Consider the following 24,652-nt stretch of genomic DNA (forward strand, 5'->3'; position numbering starts at 1 on the left):
CTCCCTATTCCTCACAAAAATCCAAAGTAACCGTTTTTCCGTCCTTTCCGGCCTTGGATCTCGGAAAGATCTCTCTGACCTTCCCCATAAATTCCTCTGGTCTTACCAAAGACGGGCTGTAATGGGTCAGCCAAAGCTGACCCACATCTGCCTGTTTCGCAAGCCTTGCAGCTTCATAAAATGTCATATGTTTATATTCTTTTGCCTTTTTCTCTTTGCCTTCTTCTCCATACATGCCCTCACAGATAAACAGATCTGCACCACGGGCATTTTCTGCTATGAAAGGAACAGGCCTTGTGTCCGTACAATAGGTCAGTTTGATCCCTTTTCTGGCTTCACCGAGAATCATATCACTGGTTAAGACACGTCCATCGGCTTCTATCGTCTCACCTTTCTGAAGACGGCTCCAGTACTTCATCGGGATGTCGTTCTGTCTTGCCTTTTCCGGATCGAATTTTCCGGCTCTCGGTATAATCATATTATATCCGTAGCACATAATGTTATGCTGTACACGGAACGCCTCGATCTGATATCCGTCCATAGGGATTATCTGCTGTTTCCCGGACAGTTCCAGAAATTCGATCTCAAATGGCAGATCCGGAGCAATGACCCTCAGAGACTGTACGACCCGCTCCACGCCTTTCGGCCCGATGATCAATAACGGCTCTGTCCGCTCGGCATTTCCAAGAGTCAGCAAAAGGCCCGGAAGCCCGCTGATATGATCTGCGTGAAAATGTGTAAAACAGATAGCATCCAGAGGCTTCACACTCCACCCCCGTTCTTTGATCGCCACCTGTGTCCCTTCGCCGCAGTCGATCAGCACATCATGACCATTGAATCTGGTCATGCATGCCGTCAATTTCCGATATGGAAGAGGCATCATGCCTCCGGTACCTAATAAACATACATCTAACATTTTTCATCCTTTTTCTAAGTCAAGACTTCTTTCTTTTCTTTCACAGAAACCGGTATTTTAAATTTTTTTACCAGTTCATCATAACAGTGTTCGCAAAGGAAAAATTCATGGCATTCCAGATCTTTGCCTGAAAAATATCCCCACTCCTTCTCACCTTTAAAAAAATCTTCCTTCTCTTTGATTGTTCGACCACATAAGTTGCACTTCATCTCATTCTCCTCCTTATAGGTCTCATTATAAGAAGGTTCTTCTTCCGATACTACTGGTAATGACTGGGCCGGCACGTCCCAGCGCATTAAAACAGCGTCTTCCATCGGATTCCGGTAATATTTGGGTCTTCGGCCCTGAACAATAAATCCCTGCTTTTTATACATGCGGATCGCCGGTTTGTTGGATTCTCTCACCTCCAGATAAACGGCGGAGACAAATCTTTTTGCGAGCTCCTCCTGCAAAACACGAACCAGCCGTGCTCCGATACCGAAATTCCGTATGAAAGGCAGGACACCGACTCTGAGCAGTTCTCCCTCGTCTGCCGCCAGCCGGCCTATGACATAACCGCTGACGCGTTTCATATCACGCCACACATATATAAAGTAATCCTTTTGTCTGAAGGCATCCTCGAGCGTGCGGAGAGACCATGGATCTGAAAAACACTGCTTTTCCAGTTCAGCAATCATTGCAAGATCTTTTTCTCTTACCTCAAATATTGGTTTCTTCATGTTTCAGTCGTTCTTCTCTTTCCCTTTCTGCTTGGGATTTCCGTAAATATTCAGGCTCAAAATCATCTGCCGTGACAAACTTTCCCTGTTGGTAATAGATGCCGGCCAGCGCTCCTACAGCACCGGCTCTCTGCCGTCCTGCAAAATCAGGAGCAAAAAAAGCCTTATCACCCATCTGCTTTGAGATCGCTTCCTTATGGACAGGAACCCCATCCCCCAGAAAAATTACCGTATCCTCAAAATCCGTCAGCTGATCCAGCGTATCCTGCATACTCTGGGCGCATTGTTCTTTTATCACAGTAAACTTTCCATGCTCAAAACGGTAAAATCCGGTATAAACCTGATTTCTTCTGGCATCCATAATGGGACAGATGATTCCATGTGCTCCGTACAGCTGAAAAGCCAGACCGTCCACGGACGGGACCGGAATGACCGGCTTGTCAAGAGCCAGACCGAGCCCTTTCACTGTGGCTGCCCCGATCCGAAGCCCGGTAAACGAACCCGGACCCATGGCTGCTGCAATGGCATCCAGTTCAGCCAATTCAAATCCCACCTGTTTTCTCATCACATCCAGCATGGGAAGCAGTGTCTGTGAATGAGTCAGTTTATCGTTGACCGTATATTCAGCGACCATTACGCCGTCCACAAGGTAAGCAGCCGATGCTACAAGCCCTGAACTATCCAATGCTAAAATCTTCATCTATATCTCCTCAATCTTGATTTCCCGGTAATCAAATCCCCGTTCCAGGTTTTTGGAAATCGTAATCTTCGTATAATGCTCAGGCAGGATCTCCCCAATCAAGTTGGCCCACTCGATCAGGGAAACTCCCTGCCCGTAAATATAATCTTCATACCCGATTTCGTCCATCTCCTCAACGTCCCCGATGCGGTAGACATCGAAATGGTAAAAAGGCAGACGTCCTTCTTCATACTCCTGCACGATCGTAAAAGTAGGACTCTGCACGGGTTCCTCTATTCCGAGACCCTTTGCAAATCCCTGGGTAAAGACTGTCTTGCCTACTCCTAAATCTCCGCAGAGACAGTACACATCTCCAGGTTCGGCCTTTTCTCCCATCAGAAAGCCTGTACGAAATGTATCCCCATAACTTAAGCTTTCTGTCATACTAAGACCTCTTTGCATACTTTGGAAGCTTTGTACTGGCCGGTACATGCTGGTAAATATAATTCATGATTTCGTTTTTCTGTTCTCCAAGCGCTACATCAGGATAAATAAATGCACTTTGTTTTCCTGTATATAAAATATACATTCCTCTGCTGTGTCTGATCTTAACGATCTGATTCCAAGGAATGACTCCCGTTTGATTTCCCATTGTCACATGAACTCCGTCTTCCTGAAGATCATATTCCGTTTCATTTTGATACATTGGATTCCCTGCAGCCTGTTTCTTTGCCTTCATATATAAAGTAAGCGGTGTGACGATCGTGAAAAGTGCGATCATTAATACTCCAAGCATTGCATAATACATTCCGCCTCCGGCCGCTGTGCCGCGGAATACCATCATAATTCCGACCAGAACACAGATGGCTGTAAAAATTCCCGACTGTCCATTATACGCATGGGTCATAGAGAACTGATACAGATCTTTTGCGGTTAATCTAATATTAAAATTCATCTCTTACTCCTTTATCTTTTATCATTGAATTTATGCTTTTCATCTCGCTCTAGTTTTTAATTATATCATAGTAAAAAGAGTTTTGGTATATTTTTTCTCCCGATGCAAACAATATCCACATGGGAAAATATATGTTTGTGAGAGGAGACGTAAACACATGAGAGCAACAGGAATAGTACGACGTATTGACGATTTGGGAAGGATCGTAATTCCGAAAGAAATCCGCAAGACAATGCATATCAGAGAAAGTGATCCTTTGGAGATATTTACAGAACATGACGGAAGTATCATTCTTAAAAAATATTCTCCGATCGGGGAAATGGGGCAGATAGCAAAACAGTATGCTGAGTCCATAGCTGCCACCCTTCCTCATACAATTTGTATCTGCGATCAGGATTCTGTTATCGCAGCGGCAGGTCCAAATGGAAAAAAGCTGTCCGGAAAGCTCCTGCATGAGCAGGCAGAACAGATCATCATTGACCGCGGACAGTTCAGTGCAGTCAAAGGAGATCAGAATTTTGTTCCAATCATCTCCGATTTCCCTGATGAGTTTACAAATCAGGCTGTGGCTACTATTATTGCCGAAGGAGATGCTATTGGACTGGTCTGTATACTTTCCAATGAAAACAAAATGAATGAACAGGATCTGACCATCGCAAAAATAGGTGCTTCTTTCCTGGGAAAACAAATGGAAGATTAATCGCACCGAAACCGCCGTGCAAAAACTGCCGGCATGCTCACCGCATGTCCGGCAGTTTATTATTAATCCAGGTATTTTTTAAGATATTTTCCAGTATAAGACTGTTTTGCATTACATATCTCCTCAGGAGTCCCCTGAGCAACGACAGTTCCTCCATTGCTGCCGCCTTCCGGTCCAATGTCAATAATATAATCGGCGGTTTTTATGACCTCCAGATTGTGTTCGATGACAATAACCGTATTGCCGCCTTTCGTCAGCTTGCCCAGGATATCTACCAGCTTATGGACGTCTGCAAAGTGAAGTCCTGTGGTCGGTTCATCCAGAATATAGATTGTCTTTCCTGTACTCCGTTTGCTCAGTTCCGTAGCCAGTTTGATTCTCTGGGCTTCTCCGCCTGAAAGCTGGGTGGAAGGCTGCCCCAGGCGGATATAGGAAAGACCCACGTCTCTCAGCGTCTCCATCTTCCGGCTGATGCTCGGAATATTCGAAAAGAATTCACAGGCTTCCTCAACCGTCATGTTCAGGACGTCATAAATGCTCTTTCCTTTGTAGAGAACTTCCAGTGTTTCCCTGTTGTATCTCTTTCCCTGACACACTTCACAGGGAACATAAACATCCGGAAGGAAATGCATCTCGATCTTAATGATACCGTCCCCGGCACATGCCTCACATCTTCCCCCCTTTTTATTGAAACTGAACCTTCCTTTATTGTATCCACGGCTCCTTGCGTCCTTTGTCATGGCAAATAAATCTCTGATCTGATCAAATACACCCGTGTAAGTCGCCGGATTTGATCTCGGCGTCCGTCCGATCGGAGACTGGTCAATATCTATGATCTTATCCAGCTGGTCAAAACCTTCGATGTCTGTGTGTTTCCCCGCCTTGATTTTTGCACGGTTCAGCTCTTTCGCCAGTCTCTTATAAACAATCTGATTGATCAGAGAGCTCTTCCCGGAACCGGACACACCGGTCACACAGGTAAAGACCCCAAGAGGGATATCTACATCAATATTTTTAAGGTTATTTTCTCTGGCACCAATCACCTTCATCCAGCCGGTAGGCTTTCTGCGCTCCTCTGGAACCGGGATCTTAATCCTTCCGCTCAAATATGCACCGGTGATGGACTTTTTATTCTTCATTATCTGCTGGGCAGTTCCCTGGGCTACGATCTCACCGCCGTACTCTCCGGCTCCGGGTCCTACGTCCACAATATGGTCCGCCGCCAGCATCGTATCCTCATCGTGTTCCACGACCAGCAGGGTATTTCCCAGATCTTTTAAATTTTTCAGGGCATTGATCAGCTTGTCATTATCTCTCTGGTGCAGACCGATGCTCGGTTCATCCAAAATATATGCCACACCCACAAGACCCGATCCGATCTGGGTTGCAAGACGTATCCTCTGGGCTTCTCCCCCGGAAAGTGTGCCGGTTGCCCTGGAGAGTGTCAGGTATTCAAGCCCCACATTGTTGAGGAACCCAACTCTGGCCTTAATTTCCTTTAGAATCTGGCTTCCGATAAACTGCTGGCGGTCTGTCAGTTCCATCTCGTCCAAAAAGGCAGAAATTTCTCCCACAGACATATCACACATTTCCGCAATATTTTTTCCGGCCACAGTCACAGCCAGCGACTCTGCCTTCAGTCTCTGTCCGTGACACTCCTCACATGGGGTAACTGTCATGTAATTTTCGTACTCCGCCTTCATAGATTCAGAGGATTCCCGGTATCTCCGGCCTACATTTCTGATCAGACCTTCAAAGGAGACATCATAGACACCCTGTCCCCTCTGCCCGGTATAATGAACCTTCACTTCTTTTCCATTTGTTCCGTAGAGAATCACATCTCTGATCTTTTTCGGATAGTCTTTAAAAGGTGTGTTCAGGTCGAATTTATATTCTTTTGCAAGAGCGTCGAGGATCGCCCGAGTGTAACTCTTCTTGTCTGTGCAGGACTGCCAGCCCATCACCTGGATTGCACCTTCCGCAATGCTCAGTTTCGGATCGGGAATCATAAGATCCACATCAAACTCCATCTTATATCCGAGACCGTGACAGACCGGGCAGGCTCCGAACGGATTGTTGAAAGAAAAGCTCCTCGGCTCGATCTCGTCAATGCTGATATCACAGTCGGGACAGGAGAAACTCTGGCTGAAATTCATCGGTTCTCCCCCGATGATGTCCACAGTCATCAATCCATCCGCCAGGTCCAGAGTCGTCTCAATAGAATCTGTAAGTCTCTTTTCAATCCCCGGACGCACTGCCAGCCGGTCCACAACGATCTCAATGTTGTGTTTTTTATTTTTGTCCAGTGTGATCTCTTCCTCCAGATCATAAATGTTTCCGTCCACCCTGACACGGACATAGCCGCTTCTCCTGGCATTTGAGAAAATCTTTTCATGCCTTCCCTTCCTTCCGCGGACAATCGGCGCCAGAAGCTGGAACTTTGTTCCCTCTTTAAACTCCATGATCCGGTCTGCCATCTGGTCTACAGTCTGCCTGCTGATCGGTTTCCCACACTTAGGGCAGTGCGGAATCCCGATCCTGGCGTACAGCAGACGGAAGTAGTCGTAAATTTCTGTCACCGTACCTACTGTGGATCTGGGATTTCGGTTGGTGGATTTCTGGTCGATGGAAATAGCGGGGGACAGACCTTCAATACTGTCTACATCCGGCTTTTCCATCTGTCCGAGAAACTGTCTTGCATAGGAGGACAAAGACTCCATGTATCTTCTCTGCCCTTCCGCATAAATTGTATCGAATGCCAGGGACGATTTCCCGGAACCGCTCAGTCCTGTGAGAACAACGAACTCGTTTCTGGGTATTACTAAATCTACATTTTTCAAATTATGTTCTTTCGCTCCTCTGATCCGAATAACATCCTTCTTCATAGTATCTCCTTACTTATCATAATCTCTGTAAGCAATCTTATATTCTTTCAGTTCATCCCGCAGCGTTGCGGCCTCCTCAAAATTCAGCTCTGCCGCCGCCCTGTTCATCTTCTTGGTGAGCCGTTCAATATTTTCCTTCAGTTCTTTCTTGTTCATAGACTCAATATCCTTTTCATTGGTCTGCTCTGCTTCTTCCTCCTCAGAAATCTTGATCAGATCACGTATATCCTTCTGAATCGTCTGCGGTGTGACGCCATGCTCTTTATTGTACTGATCCTGAATCGCTCGTCTCCGGTTTGTCTCACTGATGGCGGCTTCCATGGAATCTGTCATATTGTCGGCGTACATGATAACATGTCCTTCACTGTTTCGGGCCGCACGACCCACTGTCTGCACCAGAGAAGTCTCTGATCTTAAAAAGCCTTCTTTATCTGCATCCAGGATCGCGACAAGCGTGATCTCCGGAATATCCAGACCTTCTCTCAGCAGGTTGATGCCGACAAGCACATCAAATACGTCCATCCTCAAATCCCTGACGATCTCTGTTCGCTCAAGGGTATCAATATCAGAATGCAGGTATTTAACCCGGATTCCAACCTCCCTCATGTAATCGGTCAGCTCCTCCGCCATCCGCTTTGTAAGGGTGGTAACCAGAACCTTATGTCCCTGCTCTGTCTCTTTATGCACTTCAGATAAAAGGTCGTCAATCTGTCCTTTTACCGGACGCACATCAATCGGCGGATCTAAAAGTCCGGTCGGGCGTATGATCTGTTCTGCCCGGAGAAGTTCATGCTCTGCTTCATACTTGTTCGGCGTTGCGGAAACAAACAGCATCTGATCGATCTTACTCTCAAATTCGCTGAATTCCAGCGGGCGGTTATCCTTTGCCGATGGCAGACGGAATCCGAAATCCACCAGGGTAGACTTCCTGGACTGGTCTCCGGAATACATACCCCCGATCTGGGGCACTGTGATATGGGACTCGTCCACGATCACCAGAAAATCATCCCCAAAGAAATCGATCAGCGTACTCGGCGGTTCCCCTGGTTTACCCCCGGTCAGATGCCTGGAATAGTTCTCAATACCGGAACAGAACCCGGTCTCCCTCAGCATCTCAATATCAAAATTCGTTCGTTCCGCAATCCTCTGTGCCTCGATCAGCTGGTCATTTTCCTGAAAATACTTTACCCTCTCGGCCAGCTCCTGTTTGATATTAACAATCGCCTGCTCTATCTGTTCCTGCGGAACTACATAGTGGGATGCCGGAAATATGGCGAGAAAGTTAATGCTTCTCTTGACTTCTCCGGTGAGAACATCAAATTCCACGATCCTGTCAATCTCATCTCCGAAAAACTCTACCCGGACAGCCTCCTCAAATGTAGAGACCGGAAGGATCTCCAGGACATCACCTTTCACCCGGAAGGTTCCCCGTTTAAAATCCAGTTCGTTTCGGACATACTGGATATTGATCAGTTCATCGATAACCTGATCCCTGTCCTTCTGCATACCGGGTCTTAAGGAAATCATCATCTCAGAGTAATTTTCCTTGCTTCCTATCCCGTAAATGCAGGAAACACTGGATACCACGATCACATCCTTCCTCTCTATGAGGGCGGCTGTGGCGCTGTGCCTCAGTTTATCGATCTCATCGTTGACGGAAGAGTCTTTTTCAATATAGGTATCTGTGGACGGTACATAGGCCTCCGGCTGATAATAATCATAGTAGGAAACAAAATATTCCACGGCATTATGCGGAAAAAATGCTTTAAATTCACTGTAAAGCTGTGCTGCCAGGGTCTTGTTATGGGCAATGATCAATGTAGGTTTATTTAATTCTTGAATGACATTTGCCATTGTAAACGTTTTGCCTGACCCTGTAACCCCTAATAGCGTTTCAAACTGATTCCCCTGCTTAAATCCAGAAACCAGCTGTTTGATCGCTTCCGGCTGATCCCCAGTAGGCTCAAATTCAGATACCAATTCAAAATGATCCATAAATATACACCTCCGTATATCGAAAAACGGGATAGAAATTCCCATAATTATGATTCCCATTCTCTGAAATATCATACTCTGTGTATCAGCCTTGATTATATCAGACCCCACTAAAAAAGTACAGAACAAATTCGAATGTTTGTTCTGTACTTTAAAATGTGAATATTCTTCACCACTGTATATAAAGTCAGACCGCGGATCTCCTGCATCTTCTGCTCCGTCTCATTGTGGATCGTGTTGCCGCATTTCAGCTGTTCCTGCAGGTTCTCTTTCATCACCACTATATCATCCGGATGGATCACTGCTGCCATATTATTTCCGTTTATAACCGATGAAGTCGAACAACACGTTATTCGCCGCTATGACAGAAAACTTTGTCTATACCCTGTCAGTGAAGGGATCAGCAAAATCACAATCAGTTCCACTAAGGTAAATCCATCCTTTTTCGCTCTCATGCTTTCGTTGCTTTTCCGGCTCCTGTAAAATTTTATTTCTTCAGCTTCTTCTTTAAAATCTGCTGTGCTTTTAAAAGCTGTTCATCCGCTTTTGTCTTGGTGTCATCTTTTATGTTTATATTGGGTTTTATCCCCTTCTTATGGATATTGGCTCCTGAAGGCGTATAATATGACGCATAGGTTAATTTGGCATAGGAACCGTCTCCCAATTTAAAGAATCCCTGCACAATCCCTTTTCCGAAGGTCTTTTCACCTACTAAGGTTCCCCTTTTATGATCTTTGACAGCTCCTGACAAGATTTCAGAAGCGCTGGCGCTCTCTCCGTTCACAAGGACACAGACCGGAACCTTTACCGACTGCTCTGCATCTGAACGGTATACCTTTTCCTTGCCCTGTTTATCCTTTATAGACACAATCCTGCCTTCACCAAGCAGTTCGTCGCAGATATCCACAACGGAATCCACCAGTCCGCCCGGATTATTCCGAACATCCAGAATCAAAGCCTTCATTCCTTTGTTCTGCAGCTGTTTTATACCTTTCTTAAATTGGCCAACGGTCACTTCATCAAATTCAGAGATAGACAAATAGCCAATACTGTTATCAAGCATTTTTGTCTCAACGGTCTGAGTCACAACTTTTTTTCTTGTAATTGTGTAGTTTTTTGCTTTCTTCTCTTTTCCGCGCAGAAAAGAAAGTTTTACCTTAGTGCCTTCTTCTCCTTTTACTTCTGCCACGACTTTATCCAGATCCTTGTCACCGACAGATTTGCCGTCCACCTTGATCAGAACGTCTCCGGCCTTGATTCCTCTTCCATCACTTGGACCTCCCTTGATGACCCTGATCACCTTTATCTCACCTGTGACAGTATCCTGGGAAAGATAAATTCCTACACCTGAAAATACACCGTTCGTCGCTTCCATCAGTTCTTTAAATTCACTCTCTGAATAATAAGTGGAATATGGGTCTCCCAGACCTGCCAGATATCCTTTATAAGCGTAATTTTCCAGCTGCTCCTGATCCACATCGCCGGTATAATATTGATCCACGGTCTTTTTAAGGCGCTGAAGTTTATTTGCTATCTCCACATTTTCCCCCGATACCGAATACGTCCTGTATAAAAGGAATCCCTCTCCGAGAGAGATCACAAGAAGAACTGCGATCAGGATTTTTGAAAATTGTTTTTTCATATCGACCTCCACGTCCGGATATCTCTTTATAAATAAAGAGCATCCTCCAAATATGTGTTCCATTATAACACTGAGAAAAAGCCGCTACAACCCTCAACTAATTAGCAATATATAAACTTAACCGCCGTATCCGGCTAATTTTCTCAAAAGAAAAACCATGATTTTTCATCATGGCTTTCTTAAACTCTGCATTTACTTTAATTTTTATTCCATGATTGCCTGCTTCGGGGACGTTACTTCTGTCTGCTGCCTCAGATTTACAGGCGGGACAGTACCGGCCCCTGTAACAGCCCTTACAATTTTCAATGTATGACCGTTGATTATTCTGGACTGCAGCGCGATACCCGCGTCCGTCACAACTGCGTTCTGCCAAAAATTCATGTTATACCCTCCTTACTTCATAATTTTCATACTCTATGGAAACTATAACATGATGCAAACGGACAATGTGGGCAAATAAAGTATCGTTGCATAGCTTTTTTTGCTAAAGAAATACTTATCCGGCAGATATTACGTCCATTTTGTACATGATTGGAGTGAGGCATTCTAAGAGCCGAACCGAAATCACGTACAAAATGTCAAACTATGCCCATCATCCCCATCGCCACAACAACAACGGTTGCCACAATGGGAATCACACAAGTAACCATGCCGATATCTGCATAAGATTTTTTATGTGTCATTCCTGCTACGGCCAGCAGCGTGATGACAGCTCCGCAGTGGGGCAGAGAATCCAGTCCCCCGGATGCGATGGAAGCGACACGGTGGAAAGCGCCTGGATCAATGTTCAAAGATGCAGCCATTTCCATATATTTCGGCCCCAATGCTTCCAGCGCGATGCCCATGCCTCCGGAGGAAGATCCGGTAGCTCCTGCCAGAAGTGTTACAGCCAGCGCCTCCGAAATCAGAGGGCTTGCTTTGATGCCCAGGACAGCCTTTGTAAGTACGGCAAACCCGGGAGCAGCCTTTACCACTGCTCCGAATCCCACGGCTGCAGATGTGTTCATAATCGCCATGACAGATCCGTTGGCACCTTCACTGACAGCGCCGATGATATTCTTCAAATTTCGAAGATTTAACAGGATAGATGCGGCGATCCCCAAAAGCAGGGCGATGATGATAGCGTAAGTGGACTTCTTATCTTCCGGAAACGCTATCCACATTGGCAGGATATTCAGCGATGCGACAACGATCAGCAATGGCACGACCGACAGCAGTGGATTGGGCAGATCCTCTGAAGTACTCTCCTTTATATTGTCAGGTTCATCAAAGTGCTCTCCCGCGGCAGTCATTTTCTTTGCGCGGTAAGACAGCCACAGATATCCTCCCACAAGCATGACAAGTCCCCCTGCGATTCCCATGATAGGTCCCGACATTGCGTTGGTTCCGAAATACTTTGTGGGAATAATATTATTCAGCTGGGGATTCCCAGGAAATGCGGTCATGGAAAATGTGAATGCGCCGCAGGCAATGCAGCCTGGGATCAGCCTTCTCGGAAGGTCGGCCTCCCGAAATAAGGATACGGCAATCGGATAAATGGCAAACACAACTACAAACAGTGAAATGCCACCGTAGACCAAAATACCACAGCTGATAATAACAGCCAGGATTGCCCTCTGTGCTCCGATCATTGAGGATAATTTTTTCGCCACAGAATGGGCTGCCCCCGTAACTTCCATTGCCTTTCCGAAAATTGCTCCCAAAAGGAACATTGGGAACCAGGATTTGGCAAAGTCCACAAGCCCCTGCATATAGGTGTCTGTGTATGCAGGCAGCAGAGAAAGTCCCCCGGTCAGCGCCACAACCATGGCGGATACCGGAGCTACCCAGATAATTGAATATCCCTTGTACGCCAGGAACACAAGCAATGCGAGCCCTAAAACAATTCCAACCATACTATCTGCCTCCGATCTTTAATGGGGTGTTGTCAAAAATATCTGCATCCATCTCTTTTAGATTTCGGGAAATCAAAGGTTTGAAATCCATCTTGTCTAAAATGTGCTTTTCGAGATCTATTCCAGGTGCTATCTCAATCAATTCCAGGCCGCCTTCCGTCAGTCTGAACACCGCCCGTTCCGTCACATACAGCACATTCTGTCCTGTCTGCACACCATACTCTCCACTGAAGGTGATCTGCTCCACCTGGTCCACAAACTTGGTAAACTCTCCGTCCTGTACGATCTGAAGTCCCCGGTCTCTTACTTCGATCAGCGACTTTCCGGCCGTAAATGTACCGCAGAAAATGACGTTTTTCGTATTCTGTGAAATGTTTACGAATCCTCCGCAGCCAACCATCCTGCCGTTAAACTTGCTTACATTAATATTTCCTTTGGCATCTGCCTGTGCAAGCCCGAGGCAGGTCAGGTCAAGCCCGCCGCCGTCATAGAAGTCAAACAGATTGGGCTGGCCGATCAGTACTTCTACATTGGCTGCGGCTCCGAGGCTGTGTCCTCCCTGAGGCACTCCTCCGATCGCCCCGGCCTCGATGGTCATTGTCAGACGGTCTGCAATCCCTGCTTCCAGGGCGACGGAAGCGACACCCTCCGGCACTCCGATCCCCAGATTGATCGTAGTATCCAGCTGAATCTCTTTCGCACACCGCTTTGCGATGACCTTCCGTATTCCCATTTCCATAGGCGCAATGCTGTCAGACGGCACTTTCACTTCCCCCGTAAAAGAAGCATCATAGTCTAATATACAAGTCATCCGATGATTTTCCGGTTTGGCCTTTACCAATGTATCTACCATGATTCCCGGGACATATACATCTCTTGGGTCCAAAGTCCCCTCTTTTGCCACCTCTTTTACCTGACCGATCACGATCCCTCCGGAATTTTTAGCTGCCTCAGCGATATGGAGTGTTTCCAAAAGCACCCCTTCTTCCTCGACCGTCATATTGCCTTTCTCGTCTCCCACCGTCCCGCGGATAATGGCAGCGTCCACAGGAATGGAACGGTACAAAAGATATTCTTTCCCTGCTGCCTCCATAACCTCCACAAAGCTCTCGCTCCGGGCAGCCTGGTTCATCCGTCCGCCTTCCACTCTTGGATCTGCAAATGTCTTTAATCCCACCTGAGTCAGCACCCCGGGCTTGCCCCCTGCAATGGCCCTGAATAAATGTGCAACGACACCCTGCGGAAAATTATAAGCCGCGATCTTATTCTCATTGATCATTCTGCTCAGCTTCTTTGCCAGTCCCACATGCCCGGCAATGATCCGTTTGACCATTCCTTCTTTCGCCAGATGGTCCAGGCCGAAATCTTCTTTGAGGGCTCCTCCGTCTCCGCAGCCTGATCCAAACAGGAGCGTCAAATCTTTTGGATGTCCCTCCTCCTCGTAGCGTTTTCCCAAAGCCTTTGCTATTTCTTCAGCGAAACCGAACCCAAAGGCAAATCCGTTGAACGCTACCGTGTCGCCGTCTTTGATCTGTTTTACCGCCTCTTCTGCACTGCTTAATTTTGACATGCTGTATCCTCCTTATGCTCCGGTGGGATAACGGTTGCTTCCCCTTCCACGACAACCTTGCCTTCCTGGTTGACACAAGTAGTGGCGATCGTGGCGATCGTAAACTTGGGTTTTTCTTTTAATTCCTTTACCCTCAAATTGGCTGTGACTGTGTCTCCGATCTTCACAGGTCCCGTAAACTTCAGCGACTGGCCCAGATATGTGGTACCGGGTCCCGGAAGCTTCATGGCAATGGCCGCCGAGATGACTCCGGCACTGATCATCCCGTGTGCTATCCTTTCTTTAAATACCGTACCTTTCGCATAGTCATCATCCAGATGCAGCGGATTTTTATCCCCCGTCACCTCTGCAAATGCCAGGACATCCTCATTGCTAATTTGTTTACAAAAAGAACATTCATCTCCGACTTTTAATGAACAATTTCCCATTGATTACTCCTTCCCTGATGCAATTCATTGATTATCTTGTATAATTACTTCTATAAATCCATTATATATTTGGTTGATTCTCACAGTAAAATATATAAAATTCATAGACGGCATGAAAAAAAAGAACTAAGCCTGTATTCTATCTCAGGTTTAGTTCTTTGCAATTTCTTTATTTAATATTCCCGTGTTTTTTTACATACGTCTGAAAATGTCTGATAGGATTTGAAACGTATTTGTCCTTTCTTATAATCAATGCTATATCCCATGGAAACTCCGGTTCTGTCAGTGTAAGAATTTTTATTTTATCTGAATTAAAACGGGATAAAATCGGCCGCGGAAGGATGGCCACTCCCTGGTTCAGTGAAACCATCTCGGCTATGAAGTCCCATTGGGAGCTCTCCATGACGATGTTCGGTTCAAAACCCGACATATGGCACAGCTCCCTGGTCCGGCTGTGGAGCATAAACGTCTTGTCAAGCGAGATGAACTCTTCATTTCTCAATTCCCGGAAGGCTGCTTTCTCACGGCCTGCGAGAGGATGATCCGTGCTGACCGTCAGCACATTATCCGACTTAAATACAGGAAGGATATGAAAATCGTCCGAGGCAAAAGGAAGTATGACTACACCAATGTCAATCTCTCCGGACTGAACCTTCTCTTTCACAGTATTTGCTCCCTCTTCCGCAATAACAAGACGGATTCCCGGATAGGCTTTCCGGAACCCATGGATAATAGACGCAAAATAAATGGTACTGATCACCGGAGGTATCCCCACCGAAATTTCTCCGTTCTTTGCATTGATACAGTCTCTTAAATGCTCCATCTGGTTATTGATGTTCTCCAGCGCGTCCCTGCCTTCCTGGTAGAGCATCCTGCCCTCCGGCGTCAGGCAAAAACGCTTTGCAGTCCGGTCAACAAGCTGTACATCCAAATCCTCTTCCATGGCTTTTATCGTCTTGCTCAGCGCCGACTGGCATATGAACAATTCATTTGCGGCAGTGGTAAAATTTTGATTCTTTGCCAGTGCGACAAAATAAGTCAGCTGTTTTAAATTCATACTCCACTCCTTTCCCATGATATCCATTTAAATCAATTATACTATGAAATTTTCATATATTAAAAGAACAGGGGTATGACTTTTTTTCATACCCCTGATTCCACAGTTCCTGTCACATATAATTCATCGGATTCACATAGCTGCCGTTTTTCTTTACTGCAAAGTGAAGATGCGGCCCGGTGGACATGCCGGTGGAGCCGGATGATGCGATCTTCTGCCCCCTGCTGACCCTCTGTCCGGCTGAGACTTTCAGAGAAGAATTATGCAGATACAGCGTTTCCAATCCGTTTCCGTGGTCGATCTTCACCCAGTTTCCGTTATACGGGCTGTATCCTGCCACTTCCACAGTGCCGCTTCCCGCTGCTACTACCGTGGAACCCTTTGGCGCTCCGATATCAATGCCTTCATGGAATTTCGTTCCCCCCTGGACCGGATGTGTCCGGTTCCCAAACGGTGAAGTGACTGTATGGCAGGACGGGACCGGCCATGTCAGTGAAGAAGAACTGCCCCCGGGTTTGGAACTTCCGGACGAAGGACTGTTCCCTGCGTTTCCTCCGGACGGCTTGTTTGCGGCAGTATCGTAGTAATCTATGCGGTCCTGATACTTCCGCATCAGATCCTTGTTGGAAGCAATCTTCTGCTGGAACTGTATCAGCTTCGATTTCTTACTGTCGGCCAGGCTGACGATCTTGGCCTCTTCAGCCTTCGCCTCATTCGTCACAGTTTTAATCTCCTTGTAGCTTTCTTCCAGCTTTTTTGAAGCTAAAGCAATCTTGTCCTGAGTCTTTCTGAGCTTGTGAAACATGTTGTTGTCATAATTAGAGATCTTTGATACATAGTCAAGCCTTGTCAGAAACTCATTGAAAGATTTCGCCTGTACGATGACGTCAATATAACCCGTGTTCCCGTTTTCGTAGAGATACTTTATCCGTTTGCTCATAATCTTATATTGCTTCTCTTTAGATGCCTTTGCCTCACTGAGCTTTTCTTTTGTATCACTCACCTGCTTCTTCGTTTCGTTCAGCTTTTTTTCCAGCTTGTCCGCTTTATCGGAAGCCTTCTCGATCTTTTGATCCATGGCCTCGATTTCCTTTTCCATCCCGGAAACCTTCTTTTCCAGCTCCTTGTTTTCCTCTTCTTTTTTCTTTGCCTTATTCTTCAAGTCTTCTGTCTTGCTGTCAGCCTTCACTGCCAATCCCGGCATACTCCCAAAACAAAGACATACGGCCAAAAAAAATGCTATTACACCAAAATATTTTCTCTTCATAGGAATCCTCCTACACTCTAAGGTATTTGCGAATCGTAAAGCTGCTTCCGAGACAGCCGATGCCAAGCCCCACTAACAGAGACGCGGGAATCAGATAAATCATGATCTGATTTACGGGAACAAACTCCATAAAATTAGTCAGCACATGAAATTTGTCTATAATATAGTTGACAATCACCTTATATCCTATATAAATGACGCCCATCGGGATCAGGGAGCCGACGATCCCGATGACGGCTCCCTCCACAATAAATGGAGCCCTGATAAACCGGTTGGTGGCACCGATCAGTCTCATAATGGCGATCTCTTCTTTTCTCACCGCAATACCGATAGAGACGGTGTTGCTCACGAGGAAGACCGACACAAGCAAAAGAATCAGGATAATAGCCCCTGCTACATAGGCTCCGAGGAGATTTGCTTTGGAAATACCCTCTGCTGCTCCTTTCGCATACTCTACTTTTCTGACTCCGTCCTGGCCTTTAAACTGCTTGACCATTTTTCCGTGATACTTTACGTCTTTTAGCATGACTTCATAGGAGTCCGATTCATTTAACGGGTTCTTGCCCTCAAATCCCTCCAGAAGATCTTCATTATTCTTGAATACTTCTTTTTTATACTTTGCCCACGCTTCTTCCGCCGATACATACCGGACAGACTGGACTTCTTTGTAAAATTTGATTTTCTTTCCGATGGCATCCTTCCCGCCCTCCGGCAGCTTTTCATCGAAGAATACGGAAATGGTCACTGAATCTTCTGCCTGTTTTACCGTAGCCCTTACATTGAGGAGCACGGAAAATGTCACTCCCAGAAGGAAAATACAGGCCATGATCGTCCCTACCGTTGCCAAAGAAAATATTTTGTTTCTGAAAATGTTTTTCAGCCCTTCTTTAAATCCATAGGCCAGCCGTCTAAATATCATATGTACCGCCTTTCTCATCGTGATGGATTGCTCCCTCATTCAAGGCGATTACCCGTTTTCCCATCTGGTTTACAATTTCTTTATTATGAGTTACGACAATCACCGTCGTTCCTCTCTTCTGGATTTCCACCAGAAGATCCATAATTTCCTGTGCATTCTGCGGGTCCAGATTCCCCGTAGGTTCATCCGCCAGCAAAAGCGCCGGGTGATTGACCAAAGCTCTGGCAATGGCGACCCTCTGCTGCTCGCCTCCGGATAATTCGTCCGGCAGGGCCCTGAGCCTGTTCCCCAGCCCCACCAACTCAAGGACGTTCTGCACCTGCCGCTTCATGGCTCTTTTAGGCACCTCGATCACCTGCTGCGCAAACGCCACATTCTCATAGATACTCCGGTCCCTAAGCAGCCGGAAATCCTGAAAAACAACGCCGATCTGTCTCCTGAGATACGGGATCTGCCGCCGCTTCATCTTCTGGTAGTGATAACCGTTGACGACGATGTCCCCGGAGGTCGCTTCCAGTTCTTTTAGCAGCAGCTTGATCAGTGTCGTCTTGCCGGACCCGCTCTTACCCACTATGAAGGCAAATTCCCCTTTATTTACCTCCAGTGACACGTTGTACAGCCCTATGCTGCCTTTTTGGTACTCTTTCGTCACATTCTGCAGTGTAATCATAGAAATAACTCCCCTCTCACACGCTTATCCAAGTGTATTCATATGCTTCATATACTGTACGACCATCAGAGCAATTTTAAAAGCAATGGCATCCTCAAAATTCCTCAGGTCCAGGTTTGTGCTTTTCTGTATTTTATCCAGGCGGTACACAAGAGTATTTCTATGTATATACAACTGCCTGGACGTTTCGGAAACATTCAGATTGTTCTCAAAAAACTTATAGATCGTTGCCAATGTCTCATCGTCGATCTCCTCCGGAGAATAATCCCCAAACACCTCTTTTATGAACATTTTGCATAGCGGCAGGGGCAGCTGATAGATCAGCCTTCCGATGCCCAGCTGGTCATAGGCTACCACCTCTTTGTTTTCATAAAAAATCTTATCTACCTCAAGAGCGATCTGTGCCTCTTTGTAAGACCGGGACACATCCTTGATCCCCTTGGCTATGGTCCCGACAGCAATTCTTGCGTCATTGATCCCGACACTTTTCAGGTTTTTCAAAAGCTTCTCAGCCGTCTTGACAAATTGCTTTGACTGAGCATTTACACAGACTTCCTTCACCAAAACGATGCTTTTTTCATCGACAGCGGCAATAAAGTCATCATCTGTAGTATTCTCCAGCTGCTTCACTGTCTCCACCAGATTTTGATCTTTGCCGTAGGCAGCTTCGATCAGATAGGCAACTCTTGTGGCCTCAATATCGATATTCAGCTTCTTGGCCCGGTTATAAATATCCACCAGGAGAAGATTATCGAGAAGAAGATTTTTTATAAAATTATCCTTGTCAAACCTCTCTTTATAGGCGACAAGCAGGCTTTCAATCTGAAATACCGCCATCTTTGCCACCATATACATGCTCTCACTCTCTCCGTCAGCTAAAAGCACATACTCCAGACGTTTGTCGTCAAAAATTTTAAAATACTGCTTGCCGCCCACAACCTGGCTCTCGGCCACGGAATTGATGAAGCCCTTCAGTGTGTCTTCGTCCTCTGCCTCCGTCTCCTTTGTTTTCGCCAGAATCTTTCCGTTTAAATCTATCACATACAGATCCACGTTGGAAATACTGTGGATTCCATCTAATGTCTCCTGCAGGATTTGATTTGAAATCATATTTACACGCCCTTTCTTATTACCGACCTTTTCTAATACTATATAGCAAAATATACAAAAAAAAAAGAGAAAGATAGTAACTTTTTTATTTTATTGTGTATAATCCACAAACCCCTCCCCTATTGTCTCTCTTGTGTCAGATATAATTACAAATGCTTTCGGGTCTGTTTCCATGACGATTTTCTTTAACACAGGCACTTCCTTCTTTGATACGATGCACATCAGAGTCTCTTTACTCTGCCCGGTATAGGCTCCCATAGAAGAAAGCTTGGTCACTCCGCGGCCCATGCGGAACAAAATCTGTTCCGATATCTGTTCCTGATGCCGGCTGATCACAAACACCAGCTTGGAAACCTGGAAGCCTTCGATCACACTGTCTGTGATCTTCGTGATCCCATATATGACAAGAAGCGCAAAACTTGTTTTCTCGACTCCGAAAATAAAAGCGCCGAACAGTACGATCGCGCCGTCCAGCATACCAAGAAGCATGGGAATGCTCATATGCGGAAATACAACGTGCAGCAAAAACGCCAACAGATCCGTTCCCCCCGTGGACGTCCTTTCTTTCATCACCAGCCCCAGCCCGATCCCCATCAGGATGGCCCCCAGAATCAGATTGACATAAAAATCTTTCGGAAAAAATGAGAATCTGGGCAGCACGCCTAAAAAGACGGTCAGCATAATATCGCTGCATATAGTTCTCAGCATAAATTTTCTTGTCTTATAGCGGAATGCAAATATAAAAAGAGGAACATTCAGCGTAACGTTCGTCATCCACAGAGGGATGCCCCACAGCTTGTCAAAGATGATCCCCAGGCCGCCGAAACCGCCTGTGACGATCCCGAACGGCTGGAATACTGTATTGGTAGCTGCCGCCATGCAAAATGTTCCGATAATAATACTAAATGCTTCTTTTCGTTTCACCGGACGCCTCCTAACATAAACATCATCGTTAATGTTAGTATGGCCTCTTTTAAACCCTTTATTCTGCCCTGCTAAATATCATCGTTGGTTCCAAGGATGATGCAGATCTGTGCACCGCTGTCAACACTTCCGACCTCAATGATTGGATTTTTGAAATACTTTTTCAGGTCTTCGCCCATACCCTTTTTCGCAACTATGATCTTTGTGTCGGTCAGAGTTCCCTGTCGGTTCGTCTTGATGCTTCCAATCGTGAATCCGTCTCCCGAAAGCTTGTCTTTCCAGCTTCCGGCAAGACCGCTGATCCTTGTGGAGTTCTGGATCTCAATAGAGATTCCCTTTGAAGATACTTCTGTCTCTTCTTTCTTTTCCGTCGTTGTTGTTGTTTCCTTTTTTGTTGTTTTTTCTGAACCGGATGATTTCGGAACTCCCCCGTTTTCTGAGAGAAGCTCATCAAACATCTCTTTCGTTTTCTTTGTATCCAGCTTAAAGCTTTCCCCTTCGTCGGTACCGGTAAGGATCAGATAGGTAACGTCCTTGGCGCTGACCTCATGCATCCTGCTCAGATTGTCTTTGATGCTGTCATATGACACATTGCTCTTTGCATAGCTGCCATAATAATCTTTCGCAAACTTTTTATAGTCGTTTAATGACTTCTTGTTGATACTCTGCGCTATTTTAACCGTCAGTTCCCCGACCAGAGCGATGTGCTCATTCTCGTCGCTGAACTGGCTGCTGTCAAGGATCATTCCCAGTGCCTGGTTCCCATTGATCGTGTTATTCCCCGCAGGAATATGGACCAGCATCTTGTTCTGGTCTTTGTAAGCCACTTCTTTTTCGAGATCCAGTTCTACTTCTCCGGCATTGTTCACTGCCTTTGTGAAGTTCTTCTGTGACAAGCTCTCATAGCTGCCAATGGTAATTCCCAGAGTCTTTTCCACCTGTGCCTTGATGACTTTGATGTCTTTGGCCTTCTCTGCCAGCTGCTCGACAGTCGCTGTCTTCGTGTCTCCGCCCATGGCTTTGACTCCGTCGTTGTCCAGAGTCAGTATGGTGTCCTTTCTGATCGGTACAAAAACCATCTGTTTATCCTTGTTATGATAGATGCGGATCGATAAGGCATCTTTTACTCTGATCAGAGAGATATCCACCCTTTCCTGGCTCTCTGCCTTTAACGCCTCCGCTATTTTATCTTTTTTGTCTTTTTTAAATCTATTCAGAAAAAATGCTTTACTCCCTGCAAAAGAACCGATACCTACCGCAGCTGATAATACGATGACTACCAATATGCGCAGGATGATCGCCCCGGCTCCTGCTTTTCTCCTTGCTCTTCTGGCCATTTCTCATGCTCCTTCCCTTGAAACTCCGTTCAGTATACCAAATAAATCGATTTATTTCAACAAAACTATATGCTATACTCTCCTTAAAGTTTTCTTAAATCCAGGAGGAGAAGCTATGAATACAGTACTCATCACAGGCAGTTCCAGAGGCATCGGCAGAGAAACAGCTCTGGTCTTTGCCCAAAACGGCTGGAATGTGGCAATCCACGGTTACCGTCATCCCGAATGCCTCGCATCCCTAGAACAAAACATCAAAAGGTTCGGCGTCCAATGCCTTTCTTTTACAGGTGATATATCCAGTTCCTCTTTCGTAGACCGGATGATCCGGGAGACAATCTCTCATTTTGGAAAACTGGACTGCCTTGTAAACAATGCAGGAATTTCCAGAGTGGGCCTGTTTACTGATACCACCGAAAAAGACTGGCAGGAAATATTCCACACCAATGTGATGCCAATGTTTGCCTCCTGCAAAAGTGTCCTCCCTCATATGATCCGCCGGCAATCCGGTACGATCCTCAACGTATCTTCCGTGTGGGGTGACACAGGCGCCTCCTGTGAGGTGCTGTACTCTGCCGCCAAAGGCGCCGTCAACACGTTTACGAAAGCCCTGGCCAAGGAGGTTGCACCCAGCAATATCTCCGTGAACGCAGTGGCGTTCGGCATGATCGACACAGAAATGAACTCCGGATTCACCGAAGAAGAAAAAGACATGATCCGGCAGGAGATACCGGCAGACCGGATTGCCGATCCCAGGGAAGCCGCAGAAATGATCTATCATACCTGCACCGCACCCCGGTATCTGACAGGAGAGGTCATCACCTTCTCCGGAGGCTGGTAAATTAAGACTCCCGCATGGAAAGCTGTATTCTCTTCTTCTCCTGATCCACACTCAGTACGGTCACTTCCACCACATCGCCCACGCTGACCACTTCCAGAGGATGTTTCACAAAATGGTCGGCCATCTGGGAGATGTGCACCAGCCCGTCCTGATGGACTCCGATGTCCACAAAGGCTCCGAAGTCGATGACATTTCTCACAGTGCCTTTCAGCTTCATCCCTTCCTTCAGGTCCTCCATCTCCATGACGTCCGTCCTTAAAATCGGTTTCGGCATATCCTCTCTCGGATCACGCCCCGGCTTCTCCAGTTCTTTCACAATATCCCGGAGTGTGATCTCTCCCACTCCCAATTCCCCGGAAAGTTTCCGATAATCCGTAATCTTTTTCCCTATGTCCTGAAATCCCTGGCTGGAAAGCTCTTTTACCGAGTATCCCAGCCTCTGTAACAGCTGGTCAGTTTCTTTATAAGTCTCAGGATGCACTCCGGTGGCATCCAGCGGATTCTTTCCTCCCGAAATCCTCAGAAAGCCCGCGCACTGCTCATAGGCTTTCGGTCCCAGCTTGGCAACTTTTAAAAGTTCTCTCCTGCTGGTAAATTTCCCGTTTTCCTCCCGGTAAGAAACAATATTTTTTGCCACCGTCCTGGAAACACCAGACACATATTCCAGCAGCGAAGCAGATGCCGTATTCAAATCCACGCCCACCTTGTTGACGGTTGACTCCACGACTCCTGCCAGAGCTCCGGAGAGCTGTTTCTGGTTCATATCATGCTGGTATTGTCCCACACCGATCGCTTTCGGCTCGATCTTTACCAGTTCCGAGAGCGGGTCCTGAACCCTTCTCGCAATGGAGGCTGCGCTTCTCTGACCCACATCGAAGTTCGGAAATTCCTCCGTCGCCAGTTTGCTCGCAGAATAGACCGAAGCACCGGCTTCATTGGTTATCACATACTGTACCGGTTCTTTTATCTCTTTTAAAAGTTCCACTACAATCTGTTCTGATTCCCTGGAGGCAGTCCCGTTACCTATCGAGATCAGCGTAATCCCATATTTTTTGATCAGGTTTTTTACTGTCTTTTTGGCCTCTTCCACTTTGTTCTGAGGCGCCGTCGGATAGATCACCACCGTGTCCAGGACTTTTCCTGTCGAATCCACCACAGCCAATTTACATCCCGTTCGGAACGCAGGGTCCCATCCGAGGACGACCTGTCCCGCGATGGGCGGCTGCATGAGGAGCTGCTCCAGATTTTTGCCGAAAAGCTTGATAGCCTCCGTCTCTGCCTGTTCCGTCAATTCATTTCTGATCTCCCTTTCGATGGAAGGTGCGATCAGCCTCTTATAACTGTCCTCGATCGCTTCCAGCAAATATTTTGTAGTGGGATGCTTCTGCTTCTTCACCACATTTCTGACCAAATAAGCCGCGATCTTTTCATTGTCAGGCTCGATCTTTACAGAAAGGAACCCTTCTTTCTCCCCGCGGTTCATAGCCAATATTCTGTATCCGGCGGCTTTTTTTACCGGTTCTTCAAAGTCATAGTACATCTCATAGACAGATTTCTTTCCATGCTTTTTAGCAGCGGACAAAATCCTTCCATGTTCTTTATAGGATCTTCTGATCCATTCACGGTATTTGGCATCATCCGAGATCATCTCCGCGAGAATATCTTTGGCTCCCTGGAGGGCATCTTCCGGTGTCTCTGTTCCTTTTTCCGGATCAATAAACTTTTCAGCCTCTCTGGCAGGATCGTCAGAAGCCTGTAAAAAGATCAGATCAGCCAGAGGTTTTAGTCCCTTTTCTCTTGCGATCATAGCTCTGGTCCGCTTCTTCTGCTTATACGGCCGGTACAGGTCCTCCACAGTGACTAAGGTCACCGCCTCCTCAATCTGCTTTTTCAGCTCCTCACTCAGCTTTCCCTGCTCCTCAATGCTCTTTAAAACCGCATCCTTTCTGTCCTGAAGATTTCTTAAATATTTCAGTCTCTCGTCCAGGTTCCTGAGTGTCTCGTCGTCCAAAGAGCCGGTCATCTCTTTTCGGTAGCGAGCAATGAACGGTATCGTATTTCCTTCGTCAATCAGCTTGACTGCCGTCTCCGCCTGTGCTCTTTTGATTCCCAGCTCGTCTTTTAAAATATTGATGATATCCATTTT

General features: G+C 46.4%; 23 protein-coding genes. 2 read left to right on the forward strand and 21 right to left on the reverse strand.

Annotated features, from left to right (window positions below; all coding sequences use genetic code 11):
• Window positions 1-4: 4 nt before the first annotated feature.
• Genes P8F77_RS16060 through P8F77_RS16080 form a run of 5 tightly spaced genes read right to left on the reverse strand, consistent with a single transcriptional unit; the run spans window position 5 to window position 3,269 of the window.
• Window positions 5-916 (reverse strand): ribonuclease Z, encoded by a 912-nt coding sequence (locus tag P8F77_RS16060; RefSeq protein ID WP_024729429.1) that lies wholly within the window; start codon window positions 914-916, stop codon window positions 5-7.
• 14 nt (window positions 917-930) lie between these two features.
• Entirely contained in the window at window positions 931-1,635 is a 705-nt protein-coding gene (gene rimI / locus P8F77_RS16065) for a ribosomal protein S18-alanine N-acetyltransferase (RefSeq protein ID WP_024729428.1), read from the reverse strand.
• Complete coding sequence (gene tsaB, locus P8F77_RS16070; protein WP_024729427.1) at window positions 1,616-2,335, reverse strand: tRNA (adenosine(37)-N6)-threonylcarbamoyltransferase complex dimerization subunit type 1 TsaB; 720 nt, start codon at window positions 2,333-2,335, stop codon at window positions 1,616-1,618. The genes rimI and tsaB overlap by 20 nt, the downstream gene beginning before the upstream one ends.
• Window positions 2,336-2,758 (reverse strand): tRNA (adenosine(37)-N6)-threonylcarbamoyltransferase complex ATPase subunit type 1 TsaE, encoded by a 423-nt coding sequence (gene tsaE, locus P8F77_RS16075; RefSeq protein WP_287519653.1) that lies wholly within the window; start codon window positions 2,756-2,758, stop codon window positions 2,336-2,338. It lies immediately after the preceding gene.
• A 1-nt stretch (window position 2,759) separates the two neighbouring features.
• The gene (locus P8F77_RS16080; protein ID WP_287519655.1) at window positions 2,760-3,269 is read right to left on the reverse strand and encodes a YcxB family protein; all 510 of its coding nucleotides are present in this window, start codon (window positions 3,267-3,269) and stop codon (window positions 2,760-2,762) included.
• A 157-nt stretch (window positions 3,270-3,426) separates the two neighbouring features.
• Between P8F77_RS16080 and P8F77_RS16085 the strand changes: the two genes are divergently transcribed.
• Window positions 3,427-3,969 carry a stage V sporulation T C-terminal domain-containing protein gene (locus P8F77_RS16085; protein WP_024729424.1) on the forward strand — a complete coding sequence of 181 codons (543 nt, stop codon included), beginning with the start codon at window positions 3,427-3,429 and terminating at the stop codon, window positions 3,967-3,969.
• Between the two features lie 62 nt (window positions 3,970-4,031).
• Here the strand turns inward: P8F77_RS16085 and uvrA are convergent, their stop codons facing one another.
• From uvrA to P8F77_RS16160, 15 genes are all read right to left on the reverse strand, one after another.
• Window positions 4,032-6,854, reverse strand: coding sequence for an excinuclease ABC subunit UvrA (gene uvrA, locus P8F77_RS16090; RefSeq protein WP_024729423.1), 2,823 nt, complete (start codon window positions 6,852-6,854; stop codon window positions 4,032-4,034).
• A 9-nt stretch (window positions 6,855-6,863) separates the two neighbouring features.
• Window positions 6,864-8,849 (reverse strand): excinuclease ABC subunit UvrB, encoded by a 1,986-nt coding sequence (gene uvrB / locus P8F77_RS16095; protein ID WP_024729422.1) that lies wholly within the window; start codon window positions 8,847-8,849, stop codon window positions 6,864-6,866.
• Window positions 8,850-8,959: 110 nt separating this feature from the next.
• On the reverse strand, window positions 8,960-9,160 hold the full coding sequence (locus tag P8F77_RS16100) for a hypothetical protein (protein ID WP_287519658.1): 201 nt from the start codon (window positions 9,158-9,160) through the stop codon (window positions 8,960-8,962).
• Window positions 9,161-9,336: 176 nt separating this feature from the next.
• The gene (locus P8F77_RS16105; protein WP_270432627.1) at window positions 9,337-10,491 is read right to left on the reverse strand and encodes a S41 family peptidase; all 1,155 of its coding nucleotides are present in this window, start codon (window positions 10,489-10,491) and stop codon (window positions 9,337-9,339) included.
• Window positions 10,492-10,695: 204 nt separating this feature from the next.
• Window positions 10,696-10,872: a hypothetical protein gene (locus P8F77_RS16110; RefSeq protein WP_270432625.1), complete on the reverse strand. Its 177-nt coding sequence runs from the start codon at window positions 10,870-10,872 to the stop codon at window positions 10,696-10,698.
• A gap of 197 nt (window positions 10,873-11,069) precedes the next feature.
• A complete protein-coding gene (locus P8F77_RS16115) occupies window positions 11,070-12,386 on the reverse strand; it encodes a GntP family permease (protein ID WP_287519661.1) in 1,317 nt (438 codons plus the stop codon).
• Window position 12,387: 1 nt separating this feature from the next.
• Window positions 12,388-13,956 (reverse strand): CoA-transferase, encoded by a 1,569-nt coding sequence (locus P8F77_RS16120; RefSeq protein ID WP_148459137.1) that lies wholly within the window; start codon window positions 13,954-13,956, stop codon window positions 12,388-12,390.
• Entirely contained in the window at window positions 13,944-14,384 is a 441-nt protein-coding gene (locus P8F77_RS16125; RefSeq protein WP_148459136.1) for a MaoC family dehydratase, read from the reverse strand. Before P8F77_RS16125 ends, P8F77_RS16120 begins: the two co-directional genes overlap by 13 nt.
• A 169-nt stretch (window positions 14,385-14,553) precedes the next feature.
• The gene (locus tag P8F77_RS16130; protein ID WP_024729416.1) at window positions 14,554-15,441 is read right to left on the reverse strand and encodes a LysR family transcriptional regulator; all 888 of its coding nucleotides are present in this window, start codon (window positions 15,439-15,441) and stop codon (window positions 14,554-14,556) included.
• 112 nt (window positions 15,442-15,553) lie between these two features.
• Window positions 15,554-16,708 (reverse strand): peptidoglycan DD-metalloendopeptidase family protein, encoded by a 1,155-nt coding sequence (locus tag P8F77_RS16135; RefSeq protein WP_024729415.1) that lies wholly within the window; start codon window positions 16,706-16,708, stop codon window positions 15,554-15,556.
• A gap of 10 nt (window positions 16,709-16,718) precedes the next feature.
• Window positions 16,719-17,627 carry a permease-like cell division protein FtsX gene (gene ftsX, locus P8F77_RS16140; RefSeq protein ID WP_287519665.1) on the reverse strand — a complete coding sequence of 303 codons (909 nt, stop codon included), beginning with the start codon at window positions 17,625-17,627 and terminating at the stop codon, window positions 16,719-16,721.
• A complete protein-coding gene (gene ftsE / locus P8F77_RS16145; protein ID WP_024729413.1) occupies window positions 17,617-18,297 on the reverse strand; it encodes a cell division ATP-binding protein FtsE in 681 nt (226 codons plus the stop codon). The genes ftsX and ftsE overlap by 11 nt, the downstream gene beginning before the upstream one ends.
• Window positions 18,298-18,321: 24 nt before the next feature.
• Entirely contained in the window at window positions 18,322-19,407 is a 1,086-nt protein-coding gene (locus tag P8F77_RS16150; RefSeq protein WP_024729412.1) for a helix-turn-helix domain-containing protein, read from the reverse strand.
• 90 nt (window positions 19,408-19,497) lie between these two features.
• Complete coding sequence (locus tag P8F77_RS16155; protein ID WP_287519667.1) at window positions 19,498-20,331, reverse strand: YitT family protein; 834 nt, start codon at window positions 20,329-20,331, stop codon at window positions 19,498-19,500.
• Between the two features lie 71 nt (window positions 20,332-20,402).
• On the reverse strand, window positions 20,403-21,668 hold the full coding sequence (locus P8F77_RS16160; protein WP_024729410.1) for an LCP family protein: 1,266 nt from the start codon (window positions 21,666-21,668) through the stop codon (window positions 20,403-20,405).
• A 115-nt stretch (window positions 21,669-21,783) separates the two neighbouring features.
• On the opposite strand from P8F77_RS16160, the gene P8F77_RS16165 reads away from it, so the two are divergent.
• Window positions 21,784-22,506, forward strand: a complete 723-nt coding sequence (locus P8F77_RS16165; RefSeq protein WP_024729409.1) for an SDR family NAD(P)-dependent oxidoreductase — start codon at window positions 21,784-21,786, stop codon at window positions 22,504-22,506.
• Between the two features lies 1 nt (window position 22,507).
• Here P8F77_RS16165 and P8F77_RS16170 read toward each other — a convergent pair whose 3' ends face one another.
• Complete coding sequence (locus P8F77_RS16170) at window positions 22,508-24,649, reverse strand: Tex family protein (RefSeq protein ID WP_024729408.1); 2,142 nt, start codon at window positions 24,647-24,649, stop codon at window positions 22,508-22,510.
• Between the last annotated feature and the right edge of the window lie 3 nt (window positions 24,650-24,652).

Source organism: Anaerostipes sp. PC18 (assembly GCF_039789045.1).
Classification (GTDB): domain Bacteria; phylum Bacillota; class Clostridia; order Lachnospirales; family Lachnospiraceae; genus Anaerostipes; species Anaerostipes hominis.

Excerpts from the sequence above, each read along its gene's own strand:
- P8F77_RS16110 (WP_270432625.1), bottom strand. The coding sequence starts at position 10,872 with ATGAATTTTTGGCAGAACGCAGTTGTGACGGACGCGGGTATCGCGCTG.
- P8F77_RS16100 (WP_287519658.1), bottom strand. The coding sequence starts at position 9,160 with ATGGCAGCAGTGATCCATCCGGATGATATAGTGGTGATGAAAGAGAAC.
- P8F77_RS16085 (WP_024729424.1), top strand. The coding sequence starts at position 3,427 with ATGAGAGCAACAGGAATAGTACGACGTATTGACGATTTGGGAAGGATC.
- P8F77_RS16150 (WP_024729412.1), bottom strand. The coding sequence starts at position 19,407 with ATGATTTCAAATCAAATCCTGCAGGAGACATTAGATGGAATCCACAGT.
- P8F77_RS16115 (WP_287519661.1), bottom strand. The coding sequence starts at position 12,386 with ATGGTTGGAATTGTTTTAGGGCTCGCATTGCTTGTGTTCCTGGCGTAC.
- uvrA (WP_024729423.1), bottom strand. The coding sequence starts at position 6,854 with ATGAAGAAGGATGTTATTCGGATCAGAGGAGCGAAAGAACATAATTTG.
- P8F77_RS16170 (WP_024729408.1), bottom strand. The coding sequence starts at position 24,649 with ATGGATATCATCAATATTTTAAAAGACGAGCTGGGAATCAAAAGAGCA.
- uvrB (WP_024729422.1), bottom strand. The coding sequence starts at position 8,849 with ATGGATCATTTTGAATTGGTATCTGAATTTGAGCCTACTGGGGATCAG.
- P8F77_RS16080 (WP_287519655.1), bottom strand. The coding sequence starts at position 3,269 with ATGAATTTTAATATTAGATTAACCGCAAAAGATCTGTATCAGTTCTCT.
- P8F77_RS16165 (WP_024729409.1), top strand. The coding sequence starts at position 21,784 with ATGAATACAGTACTCATCACAGGCAGTTCCAGAGGCATCGGCAGAGAA.
- P8F77_RS16060 (WP_024729429.1), bottom strand. The coding sequence starts at position 916 with ATGTTAGATGTATGTTTATTAGGTACCGGAGGCATGATGCCTCTTCCA.
- ftsX (WP_287519665.1), bottom strand. The coding sequence starts at position 17,627 with ATGATATTTAGACGGCTGGCCTATGGATTTAAAGAAGGGCTGAAAAAC.
- P8F77_RS16135 (WP_024729415.1), bottom strand. The coding sequence starts at position 16,708 with ATGAAGAGAAAATATTTTGGTGTAATAGCATTTTTTTTGGCCGTATGT.
- tsaB (WP_024729427.1), bottom strand. The coding sequence starts at position 2,335 with ATGAAGATTTTAGCATTGGATAGTTCAGGGCTTGTAGCATCGGCTGCT.
- P8F77_RS16120 (WP_148459137.1), bottom strand. The coding sequence starts at position 13,956 with ATGTCAAAATTAAGCAGTGCAGAAGAGGCGGTAAAACAGATCAAAGAC.
- P8F77_RS16130 (WP_024729416.1), bottom strand. The coding sequence starts at position 15,441 with ATGAATTTAAAACAGCTGACTTATTTTGTCGCACTGGCAAAGAATCAA.
- rimI (WP_024729428.1), bottom strand. The coding sequence starts at position 1,635 with ATGAAGAAACCAATATTTGAGGTAAGAGAAAAAGATCTTGCAATGATT.
- tsaE (WP_287519653.1), bottom strand. The coding sequence starts at position 2,758 with ATGACAGAAAGCTTAAGTTATGGGGATACATTTCGTACAGGCTTTCTG.
- ftsE (WP_024729413.1), bottom strand. The coding sequence starts at position 18,297 with ATGATTACACTGCAGAATGTGACGAAAGAGTACCAAAAAGGCAGCATA.
- P8F77_RS16160 (WP_024729410.1), bottom strand. The coding sequence starts at position 21,668 with ATGGCCAGAAGAGCAAGGAGAAAAGCAGGAGCCGGGGCGATCATCCTG.
- P8F77_RS16125 (WP_148459136.1), bottom strand. The coding sequence starts at position 14,384 with ATGGGAAATTGTTCATTAAAAGTCGGAGATGAATGTTCTTTTTGTAAA.
- P8F77_RS16105 (WP_270432627.1), bottom strand. The coding sequence starts at position 10,491 with ATGAAAAAACAATTTTCAAAAATCCTGATCGCAGTTCTTCTTGTGATC.